The sequence below is a fragment of the Arthrobacter sp. CDRTa11 genome (assembly GCF_026427775.1).
Classification (GTDB): domain Bacteria; phylum Actinomycetota; class Actinomycetes; order Actinomycetales; family Micrococcaceae; genus Arthrobacter.
Genome location: NZ_CP044532.1, coordinates 77,527 through 90,738 on the forward strand (window position 1 = coordinate 77,527; position 13,212 = coordinate 90,738).

Annotated in this window: 10 protein-coding genes; 6 read left to right on the plus strand and 4 right to left on the minus strand. The window is 60.5% G+C overall.

Features of this window, described 5'->3' with window-relative positions; all coding sequences use genetic code 11:
* Positions 1–7 precede the first annotated feature (7 nt).
* A complete protein-coding gene (locus tag F8G81_RS00355; RefSeq protein WP_267277070.1) occupies positions 8–1,009 on the minus strand; it encodes a dihydroxyacetone kinase subunit DhaK in 1,002 nt (333 codons plus the stop codon).
* 308 nt (positions 1,010–1,317) lie between these two features.
* On the opposite strand from F8G81_RS00355, the gene F8G81_RS00360 reads away from it, so the two are divergent.
* The 6 genes from F8G81_RS00360 (at position 1,318) to F8G81_RS00385 (ending at position 9,597) form a co-directional block, all read left to right on the plus strand.
* Complete coding sequence (locus F8G81_RS00360) at positions 1,318–2,607, plus strand: ABC transporter substrate-binding protein (protein WP_267277071.1); 1,290 nt, start codon at positions 1,318–1,320, stop codon at positions 2,605–2,607.
* A gap of 51 nt (positions 2,608–2,658) precedes the next feature.
* Positions 2,659–3,591: a carbohydrate ABC transporter permease gene (locus F8G81_RS00365; RefSeq protein ID WP_267277072.1), complete on the plus strand. Its 933-nt coding sequence runs from the start codon at positions 2,659–2,661 to the stop codon at positions 3,589–3,591.
* A gap of 13 nt (positions 3,592–3,604) precedes the next feature.
* Positions 3,605–4,435 (plus strand): carbohydrate ABC transporter permease, encoded by an 831-nt coding sequence (locus F8G81_RS00370; RefSeq protein ID WP_267277073.1) that lies wholly within the window; start codon positions 3,605–3,607, stop codon positions 4,433–4,435.
* A gap of 285 nt (positions 4,436–4,720) precedes the next feature.
* A complete protein-coding gene (locus F8G81_RS00375; protein WP_267277074.1) occupies positions 4,721–6,136 on the plus strand; it encodes an FAD-dependent oxidoreductase in 1,416 nt (471 codons plus the stop codon).
* A 282-nt stretch (positions 6,137–6,418) separates the two neighbouring features.
* The gene (locus F8G81_RS00380) at positions 6,419–7,123 is read left to right on the plus strand and encodes a GntR family transcriptional regulator (RefSeq protein ID WP_267277075.1); all 705 of its coding nucleotides are present in this window, start codon (positions 6,419–6,421) and stop codon (positions 7,121–7,123) included.
* A 911-nt stretch (positions 7,124–8,034) separates the two neighbouring features.
* Positions 8,035–9,597, plus strand: a complete 1,563-nt coding sequence (locus tag F8G81_RS00385; protein ID WP_267277076.1) for an IclR family transcriptional regulator — start codon at positions 8,035–8,037, stop codon at positions 9,595–9,597.
* Between the two features lie 442 nt (positions 9,598–10,039).
* Here the strand turns inward: F8G81_RS00385 and F8G81_RS00390 are convergent, their stop codons facing one another.
* From F8G81_RS00390 to F8G81_RS00400, 3 genes are all read right to left on the minus strand, one after another.
* On the minus strand, positions 10,040–10,972 hold the full coding sequence (locus F8G81_RS00390; protein WP_267277077.1) for an intradiol ring-cleavage dioxygenase: 933 nt from the start codon (positions 10,970–10,972) through the stop codon (positions 10,040–10,042).
* A gap of 49 nt (positions 10,973–11,021) precedes the next feature.
* Positions 11,022–11,960: an aldo/keto reductase gene (locus F8G81_RS00395; protein WP_267277078.1), complete on the minus strand. Its 939-nt coding sequence runs from the start codon at positions 11,958–11,960 to the stop codon at positions 11,022–11,024.
* 150 nt (positions 11,961–12,110) lie between these two features.
* The gene (locus tag F8G81_RS00400) at positions 12,111–13,190 is read right to left on the minus strand and encodes a maleylacetate reductase (RefSeq protein ID WP_108598554.1); all 1,080 of its coding nucleotides are present in this window, start codon (positions 13,188–13,190) and stop codon (positions 12,111–12,113) included.
* Positions 13,191–13,212 lie beyond the last annotated feature (22 nt).

The following is a 13,212-nucleotide window of genomic DNA, read 5'->3' on the forward strand; positions in this document are numbered from 1 at the left end:
GGTATTCCTATCGCTGTTCGAAGAAGGGGCTTACGGCTGGAGCATCGAGCAGTTCGGTGAGCTCGTCATCCAGGGCCAGGACAGTGATGGAGGCGCCGGCCATCTCCAGGCTCGTGGCATATTCGCCGACGTACGCGCGGTGGATCTCGATGTCTGCTGTATCCAGCAGTTGCTTTGCCCGGCGGAACATCACGTAGAGCTCTTCAGCGGGGGTTGCGCCCATGCCATTCACCATGAGGGCCACCCGGCTGCCGGCCCGGAGATCGAGATCGTCGAGGATCTCCTTCAGCAGCCGCTCGGTGATTCGGTTCGCCGACTCCAGCTTTCCACGGTGCACGCCTGGTTCCCCATGAATTCCAATCCCGATTTCCATCTCACCTTCCGTCAGGGTGAATGTCGGTTCGCCCGCTGCAGGCAGAATCGTCGGTGACAGACCAACGCCCATAGACCTGACATGTTTGTTCGTTTTGGTTGCAAGACGAGCGACTTCGGAGAGCGAGTCACCTCGTTCGGCGGACGCCCCGGCAATCTTGTAGGCGAACACCATGCCGGCGACGCCGCGCCGAGTTGCTGCACGTTCTTTGGGTGCAGAGGCAACGTCGTCGCTGACGATGACGCTTGCAGTTTCGATGTCTTCCATCTCGGTAAGGTCAGCGGCGAGGTCGAAGTTGAAAACGTCCCCGCCGTAGTTGCCGTAGAGGTAAAGCACGCCCGCGCCGCCGTGGGAGGACCTCGTTGCATCGAGTATCTGGTCGGGGGAGGGCGACGAAAAGACGTTGCCCACTGCGACGCCGGTGCAGAGGCCCTCGCCAACATAGCCCAAAAATACGGGTAAATGGCCGGAGCCGCCTCCCGTGACGATGCCTACCTTGTTGGCGAGTGGTGCATCCGCACGGACCAACGCTCGGTTGTCTTTGGATGCGGATCTGAGCGAGGCGGGGTGGGCGAGCAGAATCCCCTCGATTACTTCGTCGACGAAGTCTTCTGGTTTGTTGATTATCTTCTTCACGATGGCAGTCCCTCCGTAGCTCGAGCGGACAACTTCGTCCGGCCCAAAAAATTTTCCTTGACGGGTTTTGAAAGTGATGGATACTATCCACATTGTGGGAAATCAGTTCCGATAAGACTGATGTAAGTGAGACTAGCATGCTAGACGGTAAGCATTCCAGACCTCTGCTCCCGGATTCCACAGGAGATAGATAGGGAATTCGGCCTCTTCATTACCCCCAGAACCTGCCGGACAGTGGCGGCAAGGACGTGGCTGCTCGGCGCATTCATGACTGGCGGATCCAATTTTTGACAGACTTAGGAGAAACATTGAAAATCACCAAACCCGTGACCCGGAGGGCAGCGCTGCTCGCCGGGGTCGGCCTGACTGTCGGCTCCCTCATCGTCGGATGTACGGGGCCCTCAGCGACAACGAGCAGTGGACCCATCACCCTTGAGTACTGGGACCTGATTAATCCGGCAAATGACGATCCGCGCGGCCGAGATTTGGCGGCCAACATCAAATCGTTTGAAGCTGCTAACCCGAACGTGAAAATCAAGGTCAACACCCTGCCATGGGCCACAATCGACCCGAAGCTGATGCAGGCGGCGAACGCAGGCAACTCGCCCGACGTAGTCCGCGTCCTCGATACCGATCTGCCGAAGCATGTTGCCGCCGGTAACGTCCTTCCGTTGGACGACCTGATTCCAGAGGAGGAGAAGAACGACTGGCTGCTCGGCTGGGAGAGCCTGACGTTCGAGGGCAAGAAAATGGCACTGCCGCTGGAGTACCGCTCTGAGGCGCTGTACTACCGTACTGACTTCATCGGCGGTGACAAGCCACCGGCGACGTGGGATGAGATGCTGGCATCAGCGGAAGCAGCCAAAGCCAAGGGCCGCTCGGGGCTCATTGTGGGCCTCAGCTCCGGCGCCCAGGCCGCGACACCAGGGCAGGTCTTCGTCTCCTATATTTGGGCGGAGGGGGGCGAAGTCTTCCATCCGGACGGCAAAGCGGCCTTCAATTCCCCTGAGGGAGTGCGCGCGTTCGAGCGCTTCGCTTCGCTGGTCAAGAAGGGTGTAACGCCCCGAGAAGTGGTGTCCTACGCGTATGAGGATGTGTACCAATCCATCACCGCCGGCGCCTCCCACTATGCCCTCCTGGGATCCCACCGATACGCGACCGCAGTTGCTGCCTCTGCCGGGGGAGCCAGCCTTAAGCTTGCACCCCTGCCCGGCATTGACGGGAGCGGGCCAGCGCCCGCCAATGTGTTCGGATGGACCGTGGCGCTCGGCAAGGACAGCAAGCATCCGGAGGAAGCGGCCAAGTTCATGCGCCACATGACGAGTGCCGAGAGCCAGCTCGCCCGCGTTCAGAAAACGGGCGAACTTCCCACCCGCGACTCGGTCTACAACGATCCGTGGTTCGCAACCTCCGAAGGCGCAGCGGCCAACACGTTGGCCGAGTGGTTCCGCAGCAGCGGACGCAGCCTTAATGCTGGAGAGCATTTTGTCGAGGCAAGCCAGCTATGGGCCGAGGCACTGCAGAAAATGGTCGTGGAAGGCGCAGACGCAAAGACTGTCGCCGACGAGGCAGCGAAGGCCTACGACGAACTGCTCTAAGCAGTACCAGACGATATCTACGAAGGAGTAGTTTCGGTGCCAACTTTACAGATGACAACCTCACCCCGCTCGGGCGGCGGGGCACCTCCCCTGGAGAAACCCCTCCAGAAGCCCCAAAAGCAATGGTCTGACAGGAAATTCGGACTGGTGCTGCTCTCGCCGGCGATTGCCTTGATCATGATGGTTTCCGTGGTTCCCATCGGACTGGCCTTCTACTACAGCATGCATGACACGGCCTATCTGAATGTGCGTGAGTTCGTGGGGGCCGGAAACTTTGCCGAGCTCTTCTCCGATGGACGTTTTTACAACAGCGTTGCCGTCTCGCTCAAGTACGTGCTTGGATCGTTGGCTCTGGCGTTTGTGATCGCGCTGCCGCTGGCGGCCTCGCTGACCTCCAGCGGGCGTGGAATTACTATCGCGCGCACGATCGTCTTCCTTCCCTGGGTGATATCGCAGGTCGTCACCGGCCTGCTGTGGGTATGGCTGCTCAACCCGAGCTTCGGCCCTATCTCCTCAGCGCTGGGAGCTGCTGGCCTGCCTGCCATCGATGCGTTGTCGAATCCTGACACGGCAGCCATAGTCATCATCATCGCGAATGTCTGGGCAAGTTACCCCCTGGCTACCGTGCTTCTGCTGGCAGCCATGCAGAGCATCGGCGATGAGCTGTACGACGCCGCAGCAATCGACGGTTGTGGACCGTGGAAGAGCTTCGTTCATATCACGCTGCCCGGGATTTCGTCCGCTCTGGCCATGACGGCGATCAATTTGACCGTCTACTACTTCAACATGGTGACACTGATCTACACCATGACCGGCGGCGGGCCGTTGCGCTCAACGGAGACCCTCAGCCTCCGGATATACCTTGAAGCCTTCCAAGGTAACAACCTGGCAGCGGCATCGGCATACGGCGTCATCGCGCTGCTGCTGAACATGGCCTTCGCCGTCACCTATATCCGAGTGCTGCGCCGTTCCGCAGACTCCTAAGATCGGGATACCAATGTCTCAGAAATTGCTTAAGACAATCAGCAGAAGAACCTTTATCGGTCTGGTGATGGTTTTCGCTCTCGCGCCTCTTGTATGGGGTGTTCTCACCTCCCTCAAGTCATCCGATGCCATACTTCAGTCACCCCCGCAATGGATACCCAGCCCGATCACGTTCGATCACTACATCGCTGTCTTCACAACTTCAAATTTGCCGCTGTACATGATGAACAGTCTGATCGTGGCCGGCGCCGCGACAGTGCTCGCACTCGCAGTGGCAACGTACGGCGCCTACGCCGCTGCGCGTCTGCGCTTCCGCGGAAAATCCACGGTGCTCATGGTCGTGCTGATGACCTCAATGGTGCCCGGGATCGCAGTGTTGATTCCCCTGTACGCATTGGCCGTAAAGATAGGCCTGTACGACTCACATCTGGTTTTGGTCCTGGTTTTCGCAGCCTGGCAGATGCCGATGGCAATGTGGATCATACGGGGCTTCATCGAGGCGCTGCCCCTTGAGCTGGAACAGGCCGCAGCGGTAGATGGTTGTTCGAGAATCGGCGCATTCCACCGCGTGGTCCTTCCAAACCTTCGGGCTGGAATGGGAGCCGCTTCTCTCATCGTCTTCCTTTTCGTCTGGAACGACTGGCTGATCGCCAGCATTCTGGTGAACTCCAGGGACAAGACGCTCCTCCAGGTCGGGCTCTTCCAGTTCGTTGCCGACACCGGCGTCCAATGGGGACAGTTCATGGCGTACGCCGTCGCTAGCTCGATTCCGGTAATTATTCTGTTCATCCTTCTGGAACGCTCATTCGTGCGAGGTCTCACCAGCGGAGCAACCAAAGGATAGAAAGGACTTCTCCATCGGCGGGTGACGAGCGACGAAGCCCTTATTCACCCTGGAAACCCCGCCATGGCTCTCGCCAACCTGACGGACCCGCAACCGAGCTGACGTAGACGTTGCAGTCCCGGCTCCCAACAGCACCATCCCAACCGATGCTCGGCCCACCTGCCGGGACCTCCCGAAGGTCCCGTCGTGCAGGGCCAAAAAACAAGGCTGATGTGTTCGCAGCGGCCTGCCTGACCCCAAAAAAAATATGGAAAACTTTTTCCACCAAACGAAATTGGAGAGACTGTGTCTCAGCAAACAGATTACGACGTAATTGTTGTCGGCGGCGGAACTTCCGGTGCCCTGGCGGCCATCGCCGCTGCCAACACCGGGGCCCGCACCCTGGTAGTGGAAAAGCAGGGCTATCTTGGCGGCATCATTTCTCTCGGCATGCACATGCTCGGAACCCTGGACTTCGAGGGAAACTGGGCACTCGGAGGATACGGCCGCCAGCTATTGCTTGACCTCGTCAAGGACGGCTATGCAACACCCCCCGTTGCCGACTCAATGTTCGGAGGAATCAACGCCCAGGATCCCGAACCCGCCAAGATATTCCTTACCAAAATGGCCCAGGACGCGGGAGTGGAATGCCTCTTCCACACCATCGTCATAGGCGCTGCCGTCGAGGACGGCGCCATTACCTCCGTTACCGTCGCCCACAAGGCAGGGACCGAGACCCTGACCGCCCGGACGTTCGTTGACTGCTCCGGAGATGCGGACCTGGTGGCTCATGCCGGGGGAGCATTCACCTACGGCGCGGGGGGCGGCGAACCCGTGGCCCAGCCGGTCAGCAACATTTATAAGGTAGCCGGGGTGGACCTCGAGCGGATCTGGGACTACCTGGAAGAGAACCCGGACGAGCATGCCACGCCGCCGGGATGGTCCGGCGAGGCCTACACCATTGATCACATCCGCAATACGCCTGGCGTCCACTTTCAGGGCTTCCGGGCACTCGTCAAAAAAGCTACAGAAGCAGGAGACCTCAACATTCCACGCGACGAGCTGGGCATCTACACCTTCCCCGGCCGCCAGGACGTGGGGATCAACATCACCCGCGTGCACGGCATCGATGGAACGGATCCACGCGACGTCACGAAAGCGGAGATAGAGACCAAACTCCAAGTCCTGGAGAGCCTCCGGTTCCTTAAGAAGTACGTTCCGGGGTTCGAGAACTGCTACCTCTCCTCCGTCCCGCACCAGGTTGGTATCCGGGAGTCGCGGCATATCACGACGGATCACACGCTGACCAGAGAGGACGTCCTGTCAGGCCGGGACTTCCCTGACCAGGTTGGACGGGGAGCCTACCCCCTGGACATCCACGACGTGAAGCCCGGCAGCACGGTACTGGGGCAGGAGGTTGAGGGTGGCGGGATCACGCTCATGCGCATCGCCCAGTCCTACGGGATCCCCCTGCGCAGCCTGGTTCCCAATGGCCTGAGCAATGTCACAGTCGGCGGCCGGTGCATTGGCGCCGACCATGAAGCTGCCGGATCTGTCCGCGGACAGGCCGTCTGCATGGTGTCTGGCCATGCGGCCGGCACCGCTGCAGCCTTGGCCGCCCAGCACGGGGGAACCATCACGGATGTCCCGATCGAACTGATCCAGAAAACGCTAAGTAGCCAGGGTGCAGTTCTGAAACGCAACGAACGTCCCCAGTTGTAGTTCATCTGATGAAACCGACGAGCCGCCGTGCTGCATCTTCTGTGCGGCGGTTCGTCGGGTACCGTCCATTGGCTGGCATCCCAAACCACCTGTGCCTGGCCGGCAAAAATGAGCGGTACCTGGGCCGAGCAGAAAAGCGCTGCCCTCGCCAGCAAACCTTAACACCGGCATCAAGGAATTCCAGCTGTGAAGCATAATTAAGATCGAAATTACCTCATTCAGGTATACGCCCCGGCACTAACCAGCAGCAGGATCACTATTAGCCCTTGGGATACTAAGCATATGAGCATCGAATTTCAGTCCGCAGGCCATCAGGTCCCCGGTGCGGGAGGGCGGCTCTCCGCCCACGTGTATGAAACGATCAAGACCCGGCTCCTCGAGGGGGAGTACCCTGCGGGCTCCAAGTTGTCTGTCGAGGACATTCGGGCTGAAATCGGAGTAAGTAAACAGCCGGTCATGGAAGCTTTGCGTTTGCTGTCCTCCGACGGCCTCGTGGAAATTTTCCCGCAGATCGGATGCGTCGTCGCCAGCTATTCCCAGCCCGAAGTCGCAGATTTCTTCCGCATGTTCTCCGCTTTTGAAGGCGCCATTGCGGGAGTCTCGGCCGGCCGCAGCACACTCCGGACCCTCGAGGAACTGGACTCAATATCGCTTAAGATCGTCCAACTTGCAGACAACCCGGACGCAGCCGCCCGTGCCCGCCACTACCGACTCCTCAACCGCAGGTTCCACGAGACCATTCACGAGATGGGTTCCTCGAGAATCATCGCTAATGCCGGCCGGAGAATGTGGGACCTGAGCGACTTCCTGGTTAGCACCGCCGGCCCACCCCAGCCCATGGCAGGGGTCATCAGAGAACGCCAGGAAGATCACGACCGGATTCGGGAAGCCCTTGCGCGGGGCGACGCGGCTACCGCCAGAAAGGAAATGGAAGAACACGTCCTTAGCTGCATCTGGCTCCTCGAGGTAGAAGAAGCCACAGCCTAACTGCGTCAACTGGTCGACGAGGCAAGGGGGAAGCAAGGGCCCCTTCATGCCCCGCTCGCGGATACTCGGAGGTCGCCTCGCCGTAGACTCGCGACCCGAAAGTCATCTGGCATGCGAAGTCAAGGGCGCACGGGTGCGCGGCTGATGCTAGCCGCCAAGTCATGCAGCATCACTCTGACCCCAAGTCCTCAGATTCTCATCACCCGGCGGCACCCGCCGCTTCGTGTGTTGGCGTCAAAATAGTGCGAAATTCCGTTCTATTGACGGTCGCTCATGATGTTCTCAGATCCATCCTGACAGTCGGAGGGGAAGGAAACGGGGTGGGTAGCTCGAGAATCTTCGAAATAGTCCAAAGAATCTGGACTTGATGAAGTCCGTTTGGGGCAGGCGGTGGTTATTTCACACATGTTGTGACCGGGCGGGCCTCTGAGAACAAACAGGAACTCCGTCCACAGGCCTTATCCTCCCTTGTCAGGCGGGTTTTAAGTCAGGATGGGGTGTACCTAAGTTTGGCGTTTCTCGCTGGAGCAAGTCTGCGAAGACTGCGGGGCAACTTTTGCGGTGATCGCTGCCCGGGGTATCACAAATTTTTGCGTTTTCTCCCAAACCCTGTCGGCCAGAACCGAACGGTGAAGACTCCGAATTGGTCGTGAAATGGGAATTCTCGCCGAGCAACGCGACGCAGCTGAGCGATATCTAGATCGGCTTAGTGCCGTAGACCGCGACCGCACGTCGCATATGATGGACAGGATGTTCGAGCAATACAATCACCCTGTTTTTGCTGCCCTGGAACGCTGTTCGGTTCAACCGCAGGTCTTCGCTAGGCGCAGAACTAGAAGGATGACGTCCTGCCCGGCTCCCTCGATTCACATCGCCCGTGGCCCGAGGAAGGTCGATTCGAGGGGTGCCACATGACGCAAGCAGCCAAGCTGATTCAGTTGGTGCTCAAAGCAACGCAATTAGTGGATGAAGTATCCGCCCTCGGCCCCTCGACTCCTGCGGACTTGGCGAAAGCTGTCGACGAACCGCGGCCTTCGGTCTATAGGATCATCAGCTCACTTGAACAGTCAGGGCTTCTCCGCCGCGCCCCGGCAGGGCTCGTTGAACTGGGCACGGGGATCTTGCGGTTGGCGCAGGCGGCAACCGATGCTCTCCTCGATCATGAAGCCCTTATTACCCTGCTCGAAGGCATCCAGTCCGAGCTTGGTCTAACGGCCGCCCTGTGGATACCACGCAACGGGACCGCTGTTTGTCTTGAGCAGGTCGACTCGACGGAAGTCGATCTCCACGAGCTTTCATCTGGGCGTATCCTTCCACTCCACACCGGTGCCGCATCCCATGTGCTCATGGCATGGCAATCCCCCGAAGTTCTCGACGAGCTCCTTGCCCAAGCCCCCTATGCCAAATGGGCGTCAAGGACGCCCATTGACGCCGAAACACTCCGCCAGTTGGTCGCAGACACCAAGCGTGAGGGCTGGAGAATGGAATCCAACGAGGTTGTCGACGGGATCGCAGCCATAGGATTTCCCGTATTCAACGCAGATGGCAGCATTTTCGGTGCGCTGACAGCAGCAGGTCTGGTCGACCAAGTTGTCACCCAGCAGGAACAAACCAAGGTTGTTCTCGCGGCTGCCGCGCAGACTCTGACCGATCTCATGGCCGAATTCAAACCGGTCCCGACCGGCAACGACTTCAATTCCCCCGAGTCGAACGAATCGGTGTTAGCCAAGGCAAGCTCCCTCATGGATGCGTTGGCTGTCGAACGCCTCTCGACCTCCGCGAGACTCGCCGACCTCACCGGCGAGCCCATCAGCTCCGTTTACCGCATGTTGGCAACTCTTGTTGAGACCGGTTGGATAGAACAGCTCGGCCACCGCGGCTCCTATCGAATCGGCAGCAAGATGATCTCCCTCGCGGGGAATCTGTTGAATCAACTCGATTTGCGGCGGGCTGCGCTACCCGTGCTTCGCGAAATCCACGATGCAACCGGGGAAACCGTCCTCCTGTGCATCAAAAGCGGTCCCCGTGCTGTGTGCATCGAGCGCATAGACGGTAAACGAGTGAACAGTCGCCGCTTGGCCCTTGGAAGCTCGTTGCCCTTGCATATCGGTGCCGCACCCCGCGCCTTGCTGGCCTTCGACACCGCGCAGTCCTGGGAGGAGTACGCTGCGGTCATGGGCCAGAGCTCCGATTTTAGTTTCGGCGTGCGATCCCGAGCGGAATTCTTCGGAAAGCTCAAAGAAATCCGCGAGGCCGGCTTCGCCCTCAGCGACGACGAAGTAACCTCGGGAATGGCCGCCGTCGGTGCTCCAATTTTTGACCACCGGGGCCACGTGATGGCGTCCCTATCGGTCAGCGGCCTCCGAGACGGCATCCTCCACCAACCAGATTCCTCACCGAGCATCATCGACTTGGCCTGCGATGGGGCACGACGGCTTTCAACCTATTTCGGTGCCCCAGAATCCTGCATCTAGCGGTCCACCTCGCCCAACGCCAAGGAAAAGCCGAAGCCGCCGGACGATGGGCCAAGGCTCTTGCAGCTAATCCACTCCCGTGCTTAAGAGCCGATAATGGAGACTCCGTCACCCTGATTGGGCCAGACAAGCTGACCGTGGTGACTCTATTCCGTCCACAGCTGGGGTCGGGTTATCCACGGCTGAAAGTCGGGAGCCGATGGGTTAGCTCCCAGCAGTAGCGGTGGATAACCCGCAGGGTTTGTCCCCTGCTGTGGGCGGCGGCGTGGCCAAGCCTGTCAGTGGAACCCAGATATATGTCCCTGTGGCGGCAGCCCAAGCTACGACGTCCTGTGTCAGGCGGGGTGTAGTTGGATCTGGTATTCGTTGCAAAGCCCCAAAGTTTCCGGTGGATGCAGTATTGCACCACCGGAAACTCTAAGAGCTGGGTTGCCGGTTCGCACTAGTCCGCGGCGGCCGGCAGAACGATGTCGAAGCGGGTTCGGGCCCAGGTGCGATTTCCGAGGTCGCGCCCGTCGGGAGCAGGGGTTCCGGCGTCCTGCTGGACGAAGTCCTTGATGAGGGATTCCTTGACACCAAAAACGGTGTCGTATTTCAACAGTTCGTCCCCGCGGACGAAGATGTGGGTGACCAGTGTCCTCAGGCCAGGTTTGGTGACCATGAAGTGCAGGTGTGACGCGCGCATGGGGGAGCGTCCAACGGCTTCCAGCATCTGCCCGACGGGGCCGTCGTGGGGGATGGGGTATGGGGTTGGGGTCAGTCCCCAGAAGCGGTAGTTTCCGTCTTCGTCGCTGTAGAGGTGGGCTCGGCCGGACACGCGCTGGTCGTCGTACTGCACGTCGTAGAAGCCGTCTTCGTCTGCTTCCCATACTTCGATTCGGGCGTGGGGGACCGGGTTTCCGTCCGTGTCCTTGACGCTTCCTTCGATCCAGCAGGGTTCTCCTGGTGCGGCTCCGGCGATGTCTCCGCCGTTTTCGATGCGGGGAGCGTCGTCTACGAAGAAGGGGCCGAAAACGGTGGCTTCGGTTGCGTCGCCGTGGGCTTCGTTGTTGACGTTGATGGTCTGCATTGAGGCGCCGAAGACGTCGGAGAGCAGGATGAATTCCTGTCGGCGGTCGTCGGTGATGTGGCCGACGGCGGTGAGGAAATCAATGGCTTTGTTCCATTCGGCTTCGGTGAGCCGGACGTCGCGGATGAAGTTGTGCAGATGGGTTACGAGTGACTGCATCAGTTGCTTTAGCCGCGGATCCTGGCAGTCATCGAAGGAGCGCAGCACGTTGCGGACCAGCTGTTCCTCAACGTTTTGTTGTGCCTCAGACACGTACTTGCTGCCGGGAACGCTCTCGGTTTCGGGGACGCGGGTCTGCTGGGTCATTGTCGTTTCCTCGCTGTTGTTTGTGGGTGTCGAGTATGCGCGCAGGGACTCAGAGTTGGGAGGCCTCGCCGAGAAGCTGCAGATCCTTGGTGGTCAGTTGGATCTGCATTGATTCAACGAGGGGCGAGAGTTGGTCGGTTGTGCGGGCGCTGGCGATGGGGGCCGCGACACCGTTCTGCGCTGCGAGCCATGCCAGGGCGATGGATGCGGGCTGGGTGGAGTGCTCATCGGCGACGCTTTTGACTGCGTCGATGACTTTCCGGCCATGGGCGTTGAGGTACTTGGCCGCGTCGGGGGCGCGGGGACTTTCGATTTCCTCGCCGTTGTCGTATTTTCCGGTCAGGAAGCCGTGGGCGAGGGAGTAGTAGGGCACGACGGCGAGGCCGTGGGTGCGGGCCAGAGGGAGGACATCGGCTTCAATTCCTCGTTCGACGAGGTTGTATTGGGGCTCTATGACGACGGGCGGGTGAAATCCTTCGCGGGCGCTGATGTCGAGCCATTCTTTGATTCGTTCCGCTGTGTAGTTCGAGATGCCGATTGAGCGGATTTTTCCTTGATCGACGAGTTCGGACAGTGCCGCGATGCTCTCGATGAGGGGTGTTGAGGGGTCGTCGAAGTGCGCGTAGTAGATGTCAACGGCGTCGATGTCGAGGCGGGTCAGCGAGGCGTCGATCGCAGCCCGGATCGTTCCGGGGGCCATACCGAGGAATTGCGGGTGGTGACTTACCTTGGTGGCGATGACGAGCTCGTCGCGGTCAGATCTGCCGGCCAGCCATTTGCCGATGATCGTTTCCGACTCCCCGCCTGTGTTTCCCTCGGCCCAGAACGAGTAGGAGTCGGCGGTGTCCAGGAAGTTCCCACCAGCAGCGACGTAGCCGTCGAGGACTGCATGCGATGTTTCGGTGTCGGCGGTCCAGCCGAAGACGTTCGTGCCGAGTGCGAGTGGGGATACCGCGATTCCTGGGGCGATGGTCCGATTGGCGACCAAGGTCTGCCTCCTAGTTGATTTTTCTAATGTGTGGGACGGGGTGGAGTAGGACCCTCCTGTGGGCGTACCCGCGAGGGAGGGTCCTGCTCGGCGTGGCTCCCGCGAGGCGCCACACCCTCACCTGATGGCCAGGGCGTGGACCTTTGGGGCTCAGACGGTGGGGTTGGCGCTCGGTGGCTTGCCGGCCCATGCCGCGTGCAGGATGCCGCGGACGTCGTCGTAGGTGATCGGGCGGGGGTTGCCGTAAGAGCGGCTGGTCGCTTCTTCGGCGATGCGGTCGATGTCTTCTTCCTTCATGCCCAGCTCGGCCAGGGACCGGGGGGCATTCAGTTCGCCGGCGATCTGCCACAGCCTCTCGGCGGGATCTGCGGCGCCACCGAGTGCCCGTGACAGGGCGGCCGTCGCTTCGGGAGCGGCGGGCTGGTTGAAGGCCAGGGCGTGGGGGAGGACGACGGTGTGGGTTTGGGCGTGCGGCAGGTTGAGGGTTCCGCCGAGTGCGTGGCAGAGCTTGTGGTGCAGTGACATGGTGGTGGCGCCCAGGCAGGCACCGCACAGCCACGATCCGTAGAGGGCGTTGCTGCGGGCTTCGAGGTCGGAGCTGTCGGCCACGATCGCGGGCAGCGCTGCGACGAGGGCCCGGACGCCCTCTTCGGCCATCAGCGAGATGATCGGCGTTGCATCCGGGGCGTAGAGGGCTTCCACGGCGTGGGCGATGGCGTTGATGCCGCTGGTCACGGACATGGCGGCCGGCAGGGTCGCCGTGAGCTCGGGATCGTAGACGACGCTGCGGGGCAGAACCCGGGGGTCCTTGCCGGTTTCCTTGCGTCCGTCGGTGGTCAGTCCCCAGACGGGGGTCATTTCTGATCCGGCGTACGTGGTGGGGACGGCAACGATCGGCAGCCCGTGCTTGAGGGCGATTGCTTTGCCGAGTCCGATTGCTGAGCCGCCGCCGACAGCGACGCACCCGTCGGCACCGACCCTGGCAGCTTCGTCGCTTGCCCGCTGTGCAACTTCGTTGGGCACGTGCATGACGGCTTCCGGGAGAACACCGACGCAGCGCTCACCCAAGGCCTCGGCTACGCGGTTGCCGGTCTCTTCCTGTTCAGGAGAGCATAGGACCAGGACGCGCTTTAGGCCGATCTGGTCGAGTTCTTCGGGAAGGGTCGAGAGGGAGTTGACGCCGAAGCGCACCCGCATGGGGAGGGCTTCGTATACAAACTGGTGGGTCATCAGATGGACTCCTTTGAAGAGG